At 71.1% G+C, this 16,919-nt stretch carries 13 protein-coding genes and 3 pseudogenes; 10 read left to right on the top strand and 6 right to left on the bottom strand.

The genetic code is table 11. The annotated features are described in order from the left end of the window. Window positions 1-55: 55 nt before the first annotated feature. Window positions 56-865, bottom strand: a complete 810-nt coding sequence (locus tag C9F11_RS04760; protein WP_138958061.1) for an IS5 family transposase — start codon at window positions 863-865, stop codon at window positions 56-58. 122 nt (window positions 866-987) lie between these two features. Between C9F11_RS04760 and C9F11_RS04755 the strand changes: the two are divergent. Continuing rightward, window positions 988-1,152 (top strand): annotated as a pseudogene (locus tag C9F11_RS04755) (pirin family protein); the annotation flags it as partial. A gap of 170 nt (window positions 1,153-1,322) precedes the next feature. Here C9F11_RS04755 and C9F11_RS47270 read toward each other — a convergent pair. Then, entirely contained in the window at window positions 1,323-1,565 is a 243-nt protein-coding gene (locus C9F11_RS47270; protein WP_171075634.1) for a hypothetical protein, read from the bottom strand. 328 nt (window positions 1,566-1,893) lie between these two features. Between C9F11_RS47270 and C9F11_RS04745 the strand changes: the two genes are divergently transcribed. Further along, the gene (locus C9F11_RS04745) at window positions 1,894-2,592 is read left to right on the top strand and encodes a sigma-70 family RNA polymerase sigma factor (RefSeq protein ID WP_171075633.1); all 699 of its coding nucleotides are present in this window, start codon (window positions 1,894-1,896) and stop codon (window positions 2,590-2,592) included. Beyond that, a complete protein-coding gene (locus C9F11_RS04740; RefSeq protein ID WP_138958060.1) occupies window positions 2,589-3,257 on the top strand; it encodes a hypothetical protein in 669 nt (222 codons plus the stop codon). The genes C9F11_RS04745 and C9F11_RS04740 overlap by 4 nt, the downstream gene beginning before the upstream one ends. A gap of 599 nt (window positions 3,258-3,856) precedes the next feature. Here the strand turns inward: C9F11_RS04740 and C9F11_RS04730 are convergent. Together C9F11_RS04730 and C9F11_RS04725 are read right to left on the bottom strand one after the other, a co-directional pair. After that, the gene (locus tag C9F11_RS04730; protein WP_138958058.1) at window positions 3,857-4,519 is read right to left on the bottom strand and encodes a lysophospholipid acyltransferase family protein; all 663 of its coding nucleotides are present in this window, start codon (window positions 4,517-4,519) and stop codon (window positions 3,857-3,859) included. A 316-nt stretch (window positions 4,520-4,835) separates the two neighbouring features. After that, window positions 4,836-5,975, bottom strand: coding sequence for an RICIN domain-containing protein (locus tag C9F11_RS04725; RefSeq protein ID WP_138958057.1), 1,140 nt, complete (start codon window positions 5,973-5,975; stop codon window positions 4,836-4,838). A 670-nt stretch (window positions 5,976-6,645) separates the two neighbouring features. On the opposite strand from C9F11_RS04725, the gene C9F11_RS04720 reads away from it, so the two are divergent. From C9F11_RS04720 to C9F11_RS04710, 3 genes are all read left to right on the top strand, one after another. After that, complete coding sequence (locus tag C9F11_RS04720; RefSeq protein WP_138958056.1) at window positions 6,646-7,947, top strand: hypothetical protein; 1,302 nt, start codon at window positions 6,646-6,648, stop codon at window positions 7,945-7,947. A gap of 753 nt (window positions 7,948-8,700) precedes the next feature. Beyond that, window positions 8,701-8,922, top strand: coding sequence for a hypothetical protein (locus tag C9F11_RS04715; protein ID WP_138958055.1), 222 nt, complete (start codon window positions 8,701-8,703; stop codon window positions 8,920-8,922). A 244-nt stretch (window positions 8,923-9,166) separates the two neighbouring features. Beyond that, the gene (locus tag C9F11_RS04710) at window positions 9,167-9,922 is read left to right on the top strand and encodes a phage Gp37/Gp68 family protein (protein WP_138966060.1); all 756 of its coding nucleotides are present in this window, start codon (window positions 9,167-9,169) and stop codon (window positions 9,920-9,922) included. Here C9F11_RS04710 and tcmP read toward each other — a convergent pair. Next, window positions 9,919-11,025 (bottom strand): three-Cys-motif partner protein TcmP, encoded by a 1,107-nt coding sequence (tcmP, locus tag C9F11_RS04705; RefSeq protein WP_138958054.1) that lies wholly within the window; start codon window positions 11,023-11,025, stop codon window positions 9,919-9,921. The genes C9F11_RS04710 and tcmP overlap by 4 nt on opposite strands. 281 nt (window positions 11,026-11,306) lie before the next feature. On the opposite strand from tcmP, the gene C9F11_RS04700 reads away from it, so the two are divergent. Continuing rightward, window positions 11,307-11,936 (top strand): hypothetical protein, encoded by a 630-nt coding sequence (locus C9F11_RS04700; protein WP_138958053.1) that lies wholly within the window; start codon window positions 11,307-11,309, stop codon window positions 11,934-11,936. Window positions 11,937-11,970: 34 nt separating this feature from the next. Here the strand turns inward: C9F11_RS04700 and C9F11_RS04695 are convergent, their stop codons facing one another. Beyond that, window positions 11,971-12,300: a hypothetical protein gene (locus C9F11_RS04695; protein ID WP_138958052.1), complete on the bottom strand. Its 330-nt coding sequence runs from the start codon at window positions 12,298-12,300 to the stop codon at window positions 11,971-11,973. 488 nt (window positions 12,301-12,788) lie between these two features. Here C9F11_RS04695 and C9F11_RS04690 point away from each other — a divergent pair. From C9F11_RS04690 to C9F11_RS04680, 3 genes and pseudogenes are all read left to right on the top strand, one after another. Next, window positions 12,789-14,628: pseudogene (locus tag C9F11_RS04690) on the top strand (1-deoxy-D-xylulose-5-phosphate synthase). Further along, window positions 14,625-15,748, top strand: a pseudogene (ispG, locus tag C9F11_RS04685) (flavodoxin-dependent (E)-4-hydroxy-3-methylbut-2-enyl-diphosphate synthase). The pseudogenes C9F11_RS04690 and ispG overlap by 4 nt, the downstream one beginning before the upstream one ends. Continuing rightward, a complete protein-coding gene (locus tag C9F11_RS04680) occupies window positions 15,745-16,815 on the top strand; it encodes a polyprenyl synthetase family protein (RefSeq protein ID WP_138958051.1) in 1,071 nt (356 codons plus the stop codon). The pseudogene ispG and the gene C9F11_RS04680 overlap by 4 nt, the downstream one beginning before the upstream one ends. Window positions 16,816-16,919 lie beyond the last annotated feature (104 nt).

Raw genomic sequence — 16,919 nt, 5'->3', positions numbered from 1 at the left:
CCGAAGCTCGTGCACGAATTGAGCCAGGACCGCTCCCTAAGAGCTCGTAACACGATCATGGGCGGGCTTTCTTGAGGCGTCTCCAGCAGATGAGGCCGCAGGCCAGGGAGACGAAGGCGTTGTGCAGGTCGAGGCGTCTTTCCCAGCGAACGGCCAGGCGCTTGAAGTGGTGCAGGAGCGAGAAGGTCTGCTCGACGACGTAGCGGAGCTTGCCCAGGTCCTTGATGTTCGGGGCGCCCTTGCAGGAGATCACCGGCAGAATGCGGCGTCGGCGCAGCTCACGCCGGTTGAGGTTGCTGTCGTAGCCCTTGTCGCCAAGCAGCGCGTCGGGGCGCTTGCGCGGACGGCCCGGCTTCCCGGCGACGGGCAGGATGCCATCGACCAGGGCCAGGGTCTGGGTGACGTCGTTGACGTTGGCCGCGGTGGTGATGACCTTGAACGGGGTGCCCTTCCCATCACAGATCAGGTGGTGTCTACTGCCCGTCTTCCCGCGGTCGACCGGCGACGGGCCGGTGGCCTCGCCCCCCTTTTTTGCGCGGATGTGGGAGGCATCCACGCAGGCCCGCGTCCAGTCCAGGGCGTCGGCCGCATGGAGTTCGGCGAGCAGGATGCGGTGCAGCGTCTCGAAGACGCCAGCCTCGTGCCACCGGTCCAGCCGACGCCAGCAGGTCTGTCCCGAGCCGAACCCCAGCTCCAGCGGCAGCAGTTGCCAGCTGATGTCGTTGTAGAGCACGTACAGGACGCCCTGCAGGCACCGCCGGTCATCCACCGGCTTCGGGCCGGGCGCCCTCTGCGGCCAGGGCGGCAGCAACGGCTCGATCAGCGCCCACAGTTCATCCTCCACGATCCACGGCCGACTCCCCACACCTCACGAACGGCTGATTCGTCGTACCGGTCACGCCCCACCAGCACACATCCACAAGATCGTGTTACGAGCTCTTAAGGTTGGAATGGCCCTGATCTGCGAAAACACTCCCGTAGTTGGGTATGTGGTGGAACTTCATCGGCCGTACCCAGGCCGACATCGAACAGGCCCGCACCGACTGGATGACGGGCACGCGCTTCGGCGAGGTGAAGCGCTACGAGGGGCGGCCACTGCCCGCCGCGGAGCTGCCGCCGGTGGCGTTGAAGCCGCGAGGTCGCGTGCGCTGACCTGCGGGTACGTGGGCGAGTGGCGCTTCGGAACGGTGGGCGAGGGCGACCGGTGGGGTGACTGCCGAACCTTAGATTGTCGCCGCCACTGACAGCCCGCTCTCCGCAGTGGGCGCGCGGCTGCTCCGGTGTGCGGTGGCGACCTCGGCGGGCCCGTGGCTGGACTCTGTTCAGGCGTTCCACCATGCGCCGACCGGGAGCTGCCCGGCCTGTCCGACGGCGAGCGGCGGCGCGTCCGCGAGGATCGGCTGCGCGAGCACGCCGCTGGCGAGGCGGAGGACCTCGCCTGGCGGCAGGAGCAGGCCCGCGCGGAGCAGGCCCGCCGGGATGCGGCCCGTGTGGCAGCGGCGCAGCGGGCGGAGGCCGAACGTGCGGCCGCGGGCTAACGGGCGTCGAGGGCACGGCGCGGGCACTCACCGAAGACAGGCGGATCGGTGCCGCCTGTGCGTTGGCGGTGTCGGCGTTGAGGACCTCATCGAAACCGCCGTTGGGCACGGCGGTTTCGGTGAGGTGGCCGTCGTCTCCGGTGTCCCAGAATCGCCAGGTCTGGGCGGGCGTCCCGTTGCGGTTCGCCACCGCCCGTGGCAACACGGTGGCCTTACCGACACCGGCTGACCGCGAGCTCGCCGTCGGCGACGCCGGAGCTTCCGCACCGGTGGGGATGTAACGCCAGGGTCCTCTCCGTCCAAAAACAGTCGTACGCAGCATTGGTGATGATTGATCAGGGTGCCGAGGAGAGTGATGGGGACCGAGAGCAGGAGCAGAGGCGGGCCGTCCGGGGGCGGGCTGCGGGATCCGCAGGCGTTCGAGGAGTTCTACCGGCGGCATGTGGACGCCGTGACGCGGTTCGTGGCACGGCGGGTGAGTGATCCGCACACCGTCGCGGATCTCACCGCCGATGTCTTTCTCGCGGTGGTCGACTCGGCTGATGGGTATCGGCCCGGGCGCGGGAGCGAGGCGGCCTGGCTGTTCGGCATAGGCCGCAATGTGGTGCGCGCCGAGTACCGGCGCAGTTCGCGGCAGGCCGGGCTGGGCGCGCGGATTGCGGGGCGGCGGCTGCTCGACGACGACGACATCGCGCGGCTGGAGGAGAAGCTCGACGCCGAGCGGGGCGGACGGCGGGCCCTTGAGCTGCTCGCCGAGCTGCCCGAGAGCGAGCGCGCCGTGCTCGAACTCGTCGCCGTCGACCAGCTGACCGTCAGCGAGGCGGCGGCGGCCCTGGGGACCACCCAGGTCGCCGCCCGCGTACGGCTGCACCGCGCGCGCAGAAAGCTGCGTGGTGCCGAGGAACTCGCGGGGGAGCGGCAGGAGGTGCCCCAGGCCGGGCACCACAAGCCGGTCGCGCGCACGCGCCAGGACGAACGCGCAGGGCACGCCGGGCAGGCGCGGCAGGCCGAGTCACGTACCACCACGATCGCTTACGCGGGGGGAGAGTCATGAGCACCCAGACATTCGAGGACCGGCTGCTGGAAGAACTGCAGCGCGAGGCACGGCTGCAGGGCGCAGGGGCGGACTCGCGGTCCGCTGTGGTGCCGGTGCGCCGGCGGTTGGTGACGCCGGTGCGGGCCGGTGCGGTCCTGGCGGCCTGCGCGGCGGCGACCGTGGCGGCGATCGTCGTGCCGGGGGGCGATGGAGGTTCGTCGGCGTATGCCGTGGAGCGGCTTCCCGGTGGTCAGGTGCGGGTCACCGTCAACGATCTGACGCTCGACACCGGCGAGCAGGACGCGCTGGCCGACAAGCTGCGCGCGGCCGGGGTCCGGGTGTCGGTGGACGAGCTGCCCAAGGGCAAGGTCTGCGACATGCCGCGGGGCAAGATGATCGGCAACACCGTCATCAGCCTTCTCAACGCCGAGCGTCACGACAAGGGCGACGGCGCCGACGGGCGCGAGAAGGTGAAGCCCGGCCCGGCCGGGATGCGCGAGGGCAAGCCCGGCGGACCGTACGCCAAGGTGTGGAAGCTGGTCTTCCACCGGGGCGACACCATGGTGATGGAGCGCGGCACCGGGTTCTACGCCGGCAATGACATGGCCTCCACGAGCTTCTACGGCATCCGGGGCAAGGCAGCACCCTGCGAGCCGGTCCCGAGCCCGCGGGGGAGCAACTGACCAATCGCCGCGCCGTTCCCGCCCGGTCCTGCACCGGGCGGGAACGGCGCGGCCCTCTGCGGGACGAGCGGGGATCTTCCTGCCCGACTCCGTTCGGACCGCCCGGACCCGTGAGGGGCCGCACACCGGGCTGGCCGGTCGGCAGCCGGGGGGACCCCTGCCCAGCCCTCGGGGCTGCGGGACAGGAACTGCTCGATGCAGGGAGGCGGGTGCAGGACGTGCCCGTCATGCGTGGCGAGCACCATGTTCAGGCACGGCGCGGGGCCGACGATGGGCAGCTCGCAGGCGGTGGCGACGTCGTGGTGGTGTACGTCTTCTTCGCGATGCCGGCCAGTCCGGTCCACATCCGTGCTTCCACAGGAGCCCCCTGCCGTCTGCCGATCCGATCACCGCCCCCTGCCACGGAGGCTGAGGCCGTGTCAGGCAGATGATCAGCCAGCGTGCGGCGGGGGAGGAGCCGGGGTTCAGACGATGGCTGGCTGCGGGGCATCGACGTGGTTGTGCAGGGCGTCAGTCTCGCCCAGGGCCGCGTCCAGGCGGGCGACGATGGCCTGCCCCGGCCGGGTGCGGGTCCCGGCCCGGTGCCGCGCGGGTAGAAGTCACGCGGCGAGCGCGGCGGGCTCACCCAGTTGGGCGGCCGCCGTCCGCCACGCGCTGGTCACCGCGGTCCGGGCACGCGCTGTCCGTACGGCACGCTCGCCGGTCAGCTCCAGTGCCGCGCCCACATGAACGTGCAGACGCGGGCGGCGCACGGGAGCGGTGAGGAGTCCCGCGAGTTGCTTCATGGTGTGGCCGGAGGTGATCCGCCGGGCCCCGGCCTGGCCGACGGGCACCACGGGGGCGCCGGTGCGCTCGGTGAGTCGGGCCAGGCCGCTGTGAAAGGCCCCGGGAGCGGCTTCCGCGGCGTTGCGGCGTCGGGGGAGCCCGCCCTCGGCGTAGATGAGGACCATCCGTTCCTGCTCCAGGGCGTCGGCTGCCGCATCCAGCGCGTCCGCGGCGCGCCGGTCCGCGCGGATGACGGGGACGTGTCCTTCCCGGGCGAGGGCACGGCCGAGCAGCGGGACGCGCCACAGCCCGGCGGCCGCCATGATGACCGGCTCGGCGCCGAGGCGGCGAAGGGCGGCGATGACGATGGCCGGGTCCGCGAGGGAGGTGTGGTTCGCGGCGATGATACTGCCCGGCGCGAGCTCGGCGCGGGGGTCGGCGGTCACCGACAGGCGGCCGACGGCGGGGACCAGAAGGTCGGCGATGCGGCTGAGCATGAGTGGTCTCCCGGCTTCCACGATGTTGATCTTCATCGTCGGTGGCGGGCGCGGTCCGGGCGTGAGTCGGCGTACTCATCTTCTGGCCGCCGGGCTACCCAGTGCCGCGGGTGCAGAGCCGGGCGGGGCGCACGGCTGCCGCACGGGAGGCGCCTTGACGACAACGTGGATGAAAATGCCGTGCGCCCGTGAGTGCGGCCTCGTGATCGCCAGAGTCCGCGATCAGCGAGATTGTTTGACCTCCCGGTGTGCGGCTTGGAGGAGTTGGAACACCTGCTGCTCTCCCCCCGGACATGTCGGGGTGCCGGCGGGCGGGTCAGCTCTTGCCGTCCTCGGCCCAGGTGATGTCCATCTCGTCGATGAAGTAGCGGCCGTCGAAGCAGAGGAAGACCTTGGAGGTGGTGTCGTTGTCCGCCATCCAGGTCTTGTTCCACTGCACGACGGTGCCGGCGCCGTCGCGCCTGGGGTAGTAGAGGCCCTCGCGGCGCTGCGGCTGGTTGTAGAAGCCGTGCCCGTTGGCCAGCCGGTGCGGCGTCCTGACGAGGGCGCCGCTGACGTCGGCGAAGAGTGCGGCGGGGAAGTTGGTGCGGGCGACGAGCTTCGGCGGGACGTAGTGGACGTCGACCTCGTCGCCGTCGACGTAGCGGGCGGGCTCCCCGGGCAGCCGGTGGAAGGCCTTGCGCACGGCACCCGCACCCTCATAGCTGTCGGTGAAGGCCACGAGACGTCCCTCGCGGCCCTCCTTGTACCAGTCGCCCTGGGAGTGCTGGTCGAAGTCGAAGGTTGCGATGCGGGTGCCCGGGGCGAGGAGTTCGCCCGGGACCTCCCGGAAGGTGGTCTCATCGAAGATCTGCTCGATGGTCCGCCGGTCCTTCTCGTAGCGGCGGGCCGGCACCCGGACCCGTCCCGTCCCCACCGGCAGGTCGGTGGCCTTGGGTGCCGGAGCGGGTGCGGGCGCCGGCGGTGCGACGGGGGCGGGAGCCCAGGCCGTGCAGGACCGGTCCTCGGCCCCGGCGCCCTTCTCCAGGACCAGCGGTCCACCGGGCCGCTCGGCAGCCGGGTCGGCCAGGCCGAGGAGGCAGTCGGAGGCGTCGTTGAGGGCCATCAGCCGACCGGTGTCACGCTGGACGAAGGCCCGCCACGCCTGCCGCCAGTACGAGGAATCGCTGCCGGTGTCGGAGAATTTGGGCCGCAGGGTGACGGCGGCGCCCCTGCCCGTTCCCTCGGCGGTCAGGTAGAGGCCGGTGGCGGCGTGCCGGATCCGGTGGTTGATCACCCGGAACCGCTCGGCCACCCACCGCTCACCGTCGCCGCCGCTCTCCGGCCCGAGCACCACGGGGGTGCCCTCCGGGCTCCCCGCCGCGGCCCCCGCCACCAGGCCGGGGATGCGGTGCAGCCGTAGTACGAAGGTTTCCGTGGGCCAGTCGACCAGCATCGTGAACAGCCTTTCGGTCATCGAATGTGACGTGACGTCACCACATGATCACCTGATCGGGTGGGGATGCGCCATGGCGCATGGCACACCGCGGGCGCCGCACCAGGAGGCTGTGCTCCGGCACTCGCCGAAGGCCCCTGCGGGCAAAGCAGTCCGCGCAGGCCTTCGCTGTGTCCTTTGACGGTCAAGCCGGACGGCGCGGCGCAACAGCTCCGCCGCCCCGTCGCCGCACGCCCTGAACCGCCGACCGGACATCGCGGCCGCCATCGCACCGCAGCAGGAGAGGAACTGCCCGCGAGCGTCACTGCCCGCGCTCCGAGACCAGGGCGGGCGGCAGGACGTGGCGCTCTGGCCGGCCACACGCTGGGCGCGGGCGCTGGCCGATTGGGTGTTCTGCGAGGCTTCGCGCGGGTCCACCTCGTCGGCCGGGGCATGCTGAACAGACGTGTTTCGGCGAGGATGCCGCGGCTCACGAGGCGTCGGGCGGGCTGCCTCCTTGCGGCTGATGGGCTTGGGGACTTGGCTGATGCGGCGGGCGTCGGTTTCCAGTCGAATGCGGCCAAGTACCGGTTATGGGCGGATTGGTGGCCTCCCCGGGCGACGGTGGGCTGGCTACGGTGCGCGGCATGGGGTGGCAGGGCGCGGGCGCATGGGGCGGCCGGGGCCGTTCGCCGTTCGGGAGGGACGTCGCATGACGCAGCCGGGTGTGTCTCACTTCTACATCGCCTACCGGCAGACGGGGCCGGAGCCGGGCGGCATCGCGGTGCTGGATACGGCCACCGGCCGGATCAGGGCGACCCAGGCCCTGATGGGCAACCGCGGCCTGGCCGCTCCCTTGGGCGGCGCCTCCACGATGCTGTACGTCCTGCCCGAGGGAGGCCACCACGTCAGCACGGTCGCCACCCGGACCCTGGAGACGGACACCCTCTACTCCAGTCAAGAGGGCCCCTGGGCAACCGACGTCGTGGTGAACACCGACGGCAGCCGTCTGTTTCTGCCCCAGGGCCCCGTCGTGCTCAAGGTGGACACCGCCTCGGGGAAGGAGGAGGAACACCCCATTCCCCAGAAGCCCGTCTTCAGTTCCTGGGGCACCATCGCGGTGTCCCCGGACGGCAAACGCCTCTACCTGGGCAGGCAGGGTGGGAACACGAACCAGAAGGTGACGCCCTGTGCACTGGCCATGGACCTACCCGAGCGGACCCAGGAAGGGACCACCGGGCAGGAAGACGGCGCGGAGGAGACAGATCCGGGGCCGGGGCAGGTGGTCGACATCGCCGCCCCCGCGGAGAAGTTCCACGCCGTCCAGGTGCTCCTCGCCGCTGACGGCTCCACCCTGTACGCGTTCGTGCCCCATCAGGCCGACCCGCTGGTCGCCATCGACACCGCCACCCTGACCGTCACCGCCCGCGCCCAGGGCCCCGCCCCGACCGCCCTCGCGCTGTCCCCGGACGGCACCCACCTCTGCGCCGTCCACGCCGACCGCACGGGCAGCATCCTCAACGCCGCCGACCTCACCGAGACCGGCACCTTCCCCAGCGCCCCGGACACAGCCCCGGCCGTCGCCGTCGCCCCCGACGGCACCGTGTGCGTGGCCTACTCCGACCACACCTGCACCGTGATCGCCCCCGACGCCGCAGAGGCATCCGCTACCGCCCGCCTGCCCGGCGCACCGCTGGCCGTGGTGACCGCAGCGGCCAGCGAAGCCGACCCCCAGCCCCAGCCCGAGTACGCCGGGCACTACCACCGCGACGCCATGCCGCGCCGGTACAACGAGTACTCCGGAGGGCACGGCATGTGGTCCACCGACATCACCTGCGAGCAGGGGACCTTCGTGCCTGCCCACGACAAGGTCTACGAGGGCCGCTACACCCTCACCGACGGCGTCGGGGTCTGGCGCAAGGACGTCCTCGGCGGCGGCGAGAACAAGAAGTTCTACCGCATTCCCGCCTGGGACAACCTGATCGTCGACGGCGACGACGTCACCTGGCTGTAGGCGCCTCCATACCCCTGTGTGAGCAGGCCCCCAGCAGCAGGTCTGAAGAAAGCCCTGGCGGACAACGTCGTCGACCTGATGGCCGCGCTGGAGCAGCCCGTCCAGCGCGCACGCGCCTCGCGCGGCGAAGCAGACGTCCACGAGCTCCAGCCGAAACGGCCCGTGAAGAAGACCACCGCCAGAAGACCGCGGCGAAGAAGGGCGCGTCCCGCAAGCCGCCCAGGAGCGCCTGAGCGGGCCACCTGGACCTGCCGCCCGAGCGCCGGTGCCGCCACGGACCCGCAGCCGGACCGCCACCCGGAAAACGGTGAAGGCCCCCTCGAACGAAGGGGCCTTCGTGTGGAGCGCCCGGCAGGCCTTGCACCTGCATTTCCCATCGGGTGGTGGACGTCCTTCCTTGGACCACAGACGCGTGGCCCCCTGCCCTGCAGCGGAGTTACACCAAGATCACACCCCGGCCCCGGGCGGCTTGGCGCCCTCCGCCGTCCGCTTCCGGCGCGCTGCCCGGTGCCTCGGAGGCGGGGCGGCGTGCTGCGGCCGAGCAGCAGCTGCACCAGGACGTGACGGCCAGGGCGTGGGCAGGCGCACGAGTGGGACAAGGTCCGTGCCCGGCAGGCCGCCGCGGCTCAGGCCCGTGCCGAAGCCGCGGCCGCGCGGCCCGAGGTCCTGGTCCCGGCCGCGCCGGTGACGGCCCCGAGCGTGCTGCCCGCTCCCCGTCCCGCCGCCGTCACCCCGGCCCCGGAGTGAAAGCGCGTGGACGTCGACGACGCCGAGCGGGAGGTGGTCTTGGCGGACTTGTCCCGCGAGCAGATGCTCGACTGGCGCACCCGTGCCGCGCATGACCACCAGGTCGTGTTCGACCACATCGACCGGTACGGCGAGGCGTCGGCCAAGCGCCTGTTCACGCGGGTGCAGCGGTTGTCCGGCCTTGTTGGGCATCTGGACCTTGGCTACACGCCGTGGGGGCCTGCGTGAGCGGCGTTGGCCTGGTCCGGGTCGTGGTGGCGCAGTGTGTCGGTGCTGCTGCCGTGTGGCTGGTTTGTGCCGAGAAACCTTCACGGAAATGGGTGCGAATGTTCGAGTTGGGTGATGAGGCCACGCCTGCGGGCGGCGCCTGATTGGATGCCGATGACCGTTGCTCTGGTGGCTCGTTGGGCATGAGTCACGTCGGTGCCGTGCCTGTGGCAGGGCTCGGTTGGCGGGGATGGAGGGCCGAGCGGTGAGTGATCGCAGTGCGATCGAGTGGACCGAGGCGACGTGGAATCCGACCACGGGATGCGACCGCGTCTCAGCGGGCTGCGACAACTGCTACGCGCTGACGCTGGCGAAGCGGCTGAAGGCGATGGGCTCGGCGAAGTACCAGAACGACGGCGACCCGCGCACGTCGGGGCCCGGGTTCGGCTTGACGCTGCACCCGGAGGCGCTCGCCGTGCCGTACGGGTGGAAGAGCCCGCGGACGGTGTTCGTGAACTCCATGAGCGACCTGTTCCACGCCCGGGTGCCGCTTGACTATGTGCGCCGTGTGTTCGAGGTGATGGCGGGCACCCCGCAGCACACCTACCAGGTACTCACCAAGCGTGCGCGTCGGCTCCGGCAGGTCGCCGGCCAGCTGGAGTGGCCGGCGAACGTGTGGATGGGCGTGTCGGTGGAGAGCGCGAAGGAACTGCCGCGCGTGGATGATCTGCGGCAGGTGCCGGCGGCGGTGAGGTTCCTGTCGTGCGAGCCGCTGCTTGGGCCGCTGGACGGGCTGGAGCTCACGGCGATCGACTGGGTGATCGCCGGAGGGGAGTCCGGTCCCGGGCACCGGCCGCTTGACCAGGCGTGGGTGACGCAGATCCGTGACACCTGCCAGACCGCTGGGGTGGCGTTCTTCTTCAAGCAGTGGGGCGGCCGCACGCCGAAGGCCGGCGGCCGTGAGCTGGACGGCCGTACCTGGGACGACATGCCTCAGCAGCTGGTGCTTCCTGCGCGCTAGGAGGCTTCGTCGGCGACGTCCTCGGGGGCGTAGAAGCGCACGGTGCACCCTTCCGGCCAGGAGGTGCGCGCGCGGACCGGGTCGACGCGGAACGCCAGGCCCTGGGCGGCGAGGGTGTCCAGGACCTGGCGCAGGTGCTTGTCCATGTGATTCAGCCGGGCTGCCTGGCTGGAGAGCGTCTCCCGCCGCTGGGCGGTGCCGGCATGGGCGCGCAGTGCGACATCCAGCCGGTCCACGACCGAGGTCTCGTCGAACAGCGACAGGGCGCCTGCCGTCTCGGCGGAGGCGCCCTGACCGCTGTAGTGATCCAGTTTCCAGGTCACGGGGGCCCAGCACTTCAGGCCCGCTTCGCTGTGGGTGGCCAGGACCAGGTGGTACCGGGCACTCTGGCTGCTGACCTTGATGCCGAAGCTGCCTGTGAACAGGCCCTGATCCGTCAGGCCCTGCTGGTAGGCCGTGGCGAAGGCCTCTCTGCGGCCGCGCCGTTCGGTCACGGCGGATGTCCAGTGGGTGCCGCCGAAGTAGGGGGTCATGGTCTTGTCGTAGCCCTCGCGCTGGCAGAAGCGGTGCAACTCGTTCGTGAAGAGGGTGAACAGCACCTCGTCACGTGGTCCGGCAAGGCACTGCCTGATCAGCGAGAACGGTGCGCTCTTCAGGCGGAACGGGTCGATCAGCCAGAGCACGGGGGTGTCGGCGCGGCCGCGGTGGGCGAGTGCGGACAGCCGGGGCTGCTGTTCGGCGAAGACGCCGGGCGGCTGCACGCTGATGTTCAGCTGGGGTGATGGGGGCAGCTTGGCCAACTGCCGCTGGAGTTCCTCCACCCGGTCGGGCCGCTCCTCGAGACAGACCAGGTGGAGCTTGTTGAAGCGCCGATGCGCCGTGTGCTCGAGGAAGGTCTTGGCAACCACGACGGGGGAGCCGGGCGGGCCGTCGGTGTAGACACCGGGCCCTGCGAAGGCATCCACGATGGTGGCTTCCGAGAACGTCTGGAGGATCTTACCCATCCAGCACTGCAGGTAATGGCGGTACACGAGGTGTTTCACCTGGGTGTGCGGATCGCTCTTCCAAACGGTCCGCTCCCGCAACTCGTCGACTCTCCGCATGGTTCCCTCCCCTGGCCCCACACCGATCGAGCACACCCAGCGTGACTGCAGGACGACTTGTTGTCTATAACACCAAGTCGGCCAGCCTCAGCCCGAAGGCACCAGCGCTCTCATGGCAAGCCGGAGCTGTCGCTTGCCTCGTCGGGCACACCGATCGTCTGTGGAGTCAACGCCGTTGGCGGCACGCTGAGTTGGGTGGATGGAGGGAGGATGGCGTGCAGGCTGACAAGTGGTAGATCCAAACGGCGGTCCCGGGCAGTGCGGAGTCTGAGGAGCCGCTTGTGCTGCCGTTGGAAGCGATCGAGCTGGGGGCCTTCCGGCAGAGGCATGGAGGCGACACCTTCTGGTGCGGAATCCTGCTCGACCGCTGCGGGCTGCGGTTGACCATCAAGCTGTACACCGACCGGGTCTGCCACTTCGCGCACCATCCCGGCCCTGACGGGCATCTGCAGGTGTGCGGCCGCCGGGCACGCGGCATCTCCCGCGTCGACCACCTGTATGTGAAGGCCGCTGCCGCTGCGTGGCTGCACCACCGTTGCGAGCATGCCGACTTCGAGTTCGCCCGGCCGGAGGGGGCGCCGATCGGCTCGGTCGTGGACATCCAGCTCCCACACCGAGGGCGCCGCCTGCGCGTGCACCTGGACCAGGCGGTGCCCCCGGTGTGGGACGGGCCGAGCGAGCCGGTGCTGGGTCTGTCCGTGCCCGCCGACCGCGGCACCCTCATTCAGCGCTGGTACGTCCACCGCATCCGCCTGGACAGCCAGGGCACGGCGCGGCGTGTCCGCATCGGCACCGAGGCCTTCGTCCGGCCCACCGAGTGGTTCGCGCTGGACGACTGCGAGATGACCGAGCGGGGCCTGTCGACTGGAGCGCTCGAACGGGTCGTCCGTGCGTGCAGCAAGCCCGGCTGACCCGCTGGCCGTCGGGGAATGGCAGACGCCGGACTCACGGGCCCAGGCTCAGGCCCTCCTCCGCCGCCTTGAGGAGGCCCGCACCATCGGGGCCTTGGTCGTGGTGAACAGGGTGAGCAGCACCCTCACCGCAATAGACGGCGTGGACCAGGGGACCCGTACGCGGATCGACGCCGTCCTTGAGGATGCGAGGGTCTGGATGGAGAAGCAGGCCGAACTTCGCCGGCAGACAACAGCGCTGCGGCGAGCACGATCTGATACTTGGAAGCCAGTCGGCCGCGCAGATCAGCCACGTGCTGTGGGTGGAGCCCACCCCGCGCCGCTGCTCGATGGCCTGCCCGGTGACCGGCGAGGCGGCATCCACCCAGGTGACGGCAGCTTCGGGCGTTCGCCGTGGGAATCGGTACATCGGGGCAGGTCCTGTGCGGTGGGCCCTGCGCAGTTGTAGGGCGTGACCGCTGCGTCGACCGCCTGGCGGGCAGTGTTCGGTTTGTCGGCCTGGAGTGGGGTATGGGCCTGGCCGCTCGGCGAAGTGTGGCGTGGGGCATGGCCGGTGCCTGGCCGGATGTGTTCTCCGGGGCGTGCGGGGTGGCGGGTCCGGGGTCCGGGGGTGGCTCCGGGTGGTGGTACGGGTGGGTGTCGCCCGCCCCGGGCCGTACGCGGGAGCGGGGATGGCGCTGCTGGCGTGTGGGCTGCGTCGGTGTGCTCCGCGCGCCCTGCCCGGCGGGGCTTGCCGCGTGATCGTGCACGCGTCACGTTGAACGGTGAACCCTGCACGGGCTGCGGCTGCGGCGAGGCCGGTAGCGGTGGTCCGGTGTTTTCAGCGGGCGCGGCCGGAGGCGAGGTCCAGGGATGGCGGTGCGGGCGGCGGGGCTGCTGGCGACGGTCACGGTGCCGCAGGACGTGCGGGCCCTGCCGCCGGAGGCGCTGCCCCAGCTGGCTCACGAGATCCGCGCCTTCCTGGTGAAGAAGGTATGCGCGGCCGGGGGGCATCTGGGGCCGAACCTGGGGGGTGGTGGAACTCACCCTCGCGCTGCACCGGGTCTTCGATGCCCCGCGCGACACGCTCGTCTTCGACACGGGGCACCAGACGTATGTGCACAAGCTGCTGACCGGACGGCAGGGCTTCGACCGGCTGCGGCAGGCAGGCGGCCTGTCCGGTTATCCCTCACGGGCGGAGTCGGTGCACGACCTGGTGGAGAACTCGCATGCCTCCACGGCGCTTTCATATGCGGACGGGCTGGCCAAGGCCCGCCAGCTGGCGGGCGAGCGGGGCCGCGCGGTAGTGGCGGTCATCGGGGACGGCGCCCTGACCGGCGGGATGGCGTGGGAGGCACTGAACAACCTCGGCGCGGCCCGCGAGCGCCCGGTGGTCGTGGTGGTCAACGACAACGGACGTTCCTACGCCCCCACCGTCGGGGCCCTTGCGAACCGCCTGGCCGACGTGAAGGCCGGCCGAGGAGCAAGGGCTTGCCAGAACCTGTTCACCGAGCTGGGCTTCGCCTACTTCGGACCGGCGGACGGCCACAACACCGCCGAGCTGGAGACCGTCCTGCGCCAGGCGCGGGCGCTGCGCCGTCCGGTGGTCGTGCACGTACTGACGGTCAAGGGCAAGGGGTACGCGCCCGCTGAGGGGGATGAGGCGGACTGCCTGCACGCGGTGGGCGTCCTCGATCCGTCCACCGGTCGCCCGGACGGCGGCGGCCCGGGGCCGTCGTGGACGGGCGTGTTCGGGCAGACGCTGGCCGAGCTGGCCGCCCAGCGCGAGGACATTGTCGCGGTCACGGCGGCGATGCTGCGCCCGACCGGCCTTGACGTCATGGCCAAACGGTTCCCCTGGCGGGTCTTCGACGTCGGCATCGCCGAGCAGCACGCTGTCACCAGTGCGGCAGGTCTGGCGATGGGCGGCTTCCACCCTGTCGTCGCCATCTACGCCACCTTCCTGGGCCGTGCTGTCGACCAGGTGTTGATGGACGTGGCGCTGCACCGGCTGCCGGTCACCTTCGTGCTGGACCGGGCCGGGGTCACCGGCCCGGACGGGCCCTCCCATCACGGCATGTGGGATCTGGCGGTGCTGGCGGCGGTGCCGGGCCTGCGCATCGCCGCCCCCAGGGACACCACCCGGCTGCGGGAACTGCTCGGCGAGGCTGTCGCCGACGACGGACCCACCGCGATCCGTATCCCGAAGGGCCAGGCCCCGGGCGGCCTGGAGGCGCTGGCGCGGATGGACGGTCTGGACATCCTCCACCGCAGTGCGCACCGGGGCCTGGATGTGCTGCTGGTAGCGGTCGGCCCACTCGCCGACCCCGCCCGTGTGGCAGCCGGGCTGCTGGAGGCGCAGGGGCTGGGGGTGACGGTGGTGGACCCGCGCTGGGTGCTGCCTGTCAACCCCGCACTGGGTGCGCTGGCCGCCCGGCACCGCCTGACGGTCACGGTCGAGGACGGCCTGCGCACCGGCGGCGTCGGCGCTGCCCTGGCCCTGGCCTGCCAGGACACCGGCACCGCCGCCTCCCTGATCGTGCTCGGCCTGCCGCGCGCCTTCCTCCCGCACGATTCCCGGGCCGCCCTGCTGGCCCAGGCGGGCCTGGACGCGGCGGGCATCGCCCGCGCTGCCCGGCAGGCTCTCGTCCAGCAGCCCGGTACGGCGCCCGGCGGCTCCGCCCGCCCCGTTCCAGGAGGAGACAGCCGATGACGGCCACCGGCCTGCCCCTGCCCGTCATGACTCCGGCACGCCGCACCTCGCGGCGGATCCAGGTCGGTGCCGTCGCCGTGGGCGGCGGTGCACCGGTCAGCGTGCAGACCATGACCACCACGAACACCGCTGATGTGGACGCCACACTCCAACAGATCGCCGCAGTCACCGCGGCCGGCTGCGACATCGTCCGCGTCGCCGTCCCCACCCAGGAGGACGCCGACGCGTTGCCCGCGATCGCCCAGAGGTCCCCGATCCCGGTGATCGCCGACATCCACTTCCAGCCCCGCTACGTCTTCGCCGCGATCGACGCCGGGTGCGCGGCGGTGCGGGTCAACCCCGGCAACATCAAGAAGTTCGACGACCGGATCGGCGAGATCGCCCAGGCGGCCTCGGCGGCCGGAGTGCCGATCCGGATCGGGGTCAACGCGGGTTCCCTGGATCCGCGGCTGCTGGCCAAGCACGGCAAAGCCACCGCCGAGGCCCTGGTGGAATCCGCGCTGTGGGAGGCCTCCTTGTTCGAGGAGCACGGCTTCACCGACCTGAAGATCGCGGTCAAGCACCACGACCCGCGCACAGTGATCGCCGCCAACCGCCTCCTGGCGAACCGCTGCGACTACCCGATCCATCTGGGAGTCACCGAAGCCGGCCCGTCTCTCCAGGGAGCCGTCAAGTCCGCCGTCGCCTTCGGCGTACTGCTGGGCGAAGGCATCGGGGACACCATCCGCGTCTCCCTCTCCACACCCCCGTGGAACAGGTCAAGGCCGGCAACCACATCCTGACCTCCCTGGGCCTGCGCCCACGCAGACTGGAGATCGTCTCCTGCCCCGGCTGCGGCCGCCTCCAGGTCGACCTCCACCGCCTCGCCACCCGCGTCGAAGCCGCCTTTAGCAGCTTCCCCCATCCCCTGCGCATCGCGGTGATGGGCTGCATCGTCAACGGGCCCGGCGAGGCCCGCGAGGCCGACTTGGGGGTGTCCTGCGGCAACGGCAAAGGCCAGATCTTCCGGGGCGGCCAGGTCATCACCACCGTCCCCGAAGCCAAGATCGTCGACGCCCTGCTGGACCAGGCCCTGCGCCTGACCGAGCAGGCGTCAGAAGCCGGGAGCGGCACGTCATGACGCTCGCCGCGTCCTCTCCGTCGCTGAACGCGGACAAGGTCCGTGACGTGGTCGACCGAACGCTCGAGGACTTCCTCACCGCGCAGGAGCAGGCATCGTCTCTGCCGGAGCTGAGCCTGTTCACGGGTGTACTTCGCGAACACCTGGCGGCGGGCGGCAAGCACATCCGCCCTCTGCTGTGTGTCACCGGTTGGTACGCCACCACCGAGCAGCCCCCGCTGCCGGCCGTCTACCGGGCTGCGGCATCTCTGGAGCTGTTCCACACCTTCGCCCTCATCCACGACGACATCATGGACAACTCCGCATCCCGGCGCGGGCACCCCACTGCCCAGCGAGCCCTGGCTGCCCTTCACACCGACCGGTACGACGCGGAAAGCCTCGGTATCAACGCCGCCATCCTGCTGGGTGACCTTGCCCTGGGCTGGTCCTACGATCTCCTGCGCATCACCGATGCCGGAGCGGACCCACTCATCCGGGCGTGGCCGTTGCTGAACACCATGCGGGTCGAGACGCTTGTCGGCCAGTACTTGGACCTCGTCACGACCCGCCCGCCGGTCACCGATCCGGATCTGCCCTGGCGGGCCATCCGCTACAAGACCGCCAAATACACGGTCGAACGTCCTTTGCAGATCGGCGCCGTACTCGCCGGAGCCCGCCCCGGTCAGCTGCGTGCCCTGTCCGCCTACGCCCTGCCGCTGGGAGAGGCATTCCAGCTGCGCGACGACCTGCTCGGCGTCTTCGGCACCCCGGAACAGACCGGGAAGTCCGTGCTGGACGACCTGCGTGAGGGCAAGCACACCGTCCTGGTCGCCACCGCCCTTGCCCGCGCGACCGCCGAGCAGGAGCAGGTACTGCGCACTCATCTCGGGGTCCGGGGGCTGACTCCCGCCGATGCCGCTGCTGTACGGCAGGTACTCAAGGACACGGGGGCCCGCGCAGCCGTCGAACAGATGATTGCCGAACGGCACCGTCGCGCCCTGGACGCCCTCGATCAGGCCCCCCTGCGGCCGTCCGCACGTGAAGTGCTGCGCCAGCAGGCGCTGAGTCTCACGGAGCGCGCCCTGTGACCCGGCAGGAGCGTGCACCGGCCGTGCCCGTCCAGAAGGCCGCTCCCGCAGCAACCGGGACGACGGCTGGATATCCGACGGCTGCACTGGCCGTACTGCGTGCG

Source organism: Streptomyces sp. YIM 121038 (assembly GCF_006088715.1).
Classification (GTDB): Bacteria; Actinomycetota; Actinomycetes; order Streptomycetales; family Streptomycetaceae; genus Streptomyces.
The sequence above is the reverse complement of the archived record's forward strand: the minus strand, read 5'-3'. Positions and strand labels throughout refer to the sequence as shown.

Bases quoted from the DNA above. Each gene is read 5' to 3' on its own strand.
- C9F11_RS04745 (WP_171075633.1), top strand. From the start codon at position 1,894: ATGGGGACCGAGAGCAGGAGCAGAGGCGGGCCGTCCGGGGGCGGGCTG.
- C9F11_RS04740 (WP_138958060.1), top strand. From the start codon at position 2,589: ATGAGCACCCAGACATTCGAGGACCGGCTGCTGGAAGAACTGCAGCGC.
- C9F11_RS04730 (WP_138958058.1), bottom strand. From the start codon at position 4,519: ATGCTCAGCCGCATCGCCGACCTTCTGGTCCCCGCCGTCGGCCGCCTG.
- C9F11_RS04725 (WP_138958057.1), bottom strand. From the start codon at position 5,975: ATGACCGAAAGGCTGTTCACGATGCTGGTCGACTGGCCCACGGAAACC.
- C9F11_RS04720 (WP_138958056.1), top strand. From the start codon at position 6,646: ATGACGCAGCCGGGTGTGTCTCACTTCTACATCGCCTACCGGCAGACG.
- tcmP (WP_138958054.1), bottom strand. From the start codon at position 11,025: ATGCGGAGAGTCGACGAGTTGCGGGAGCGGACCGTTTGGAAGAGCGAT.
- C9F11_RS04680 (WP_138958051.1), top strand. From the start codon at position 15,745: ATGACGCTCGCCGCGTCCTCTCCGTCGCTGAACGCGGACAAGGTCCGT.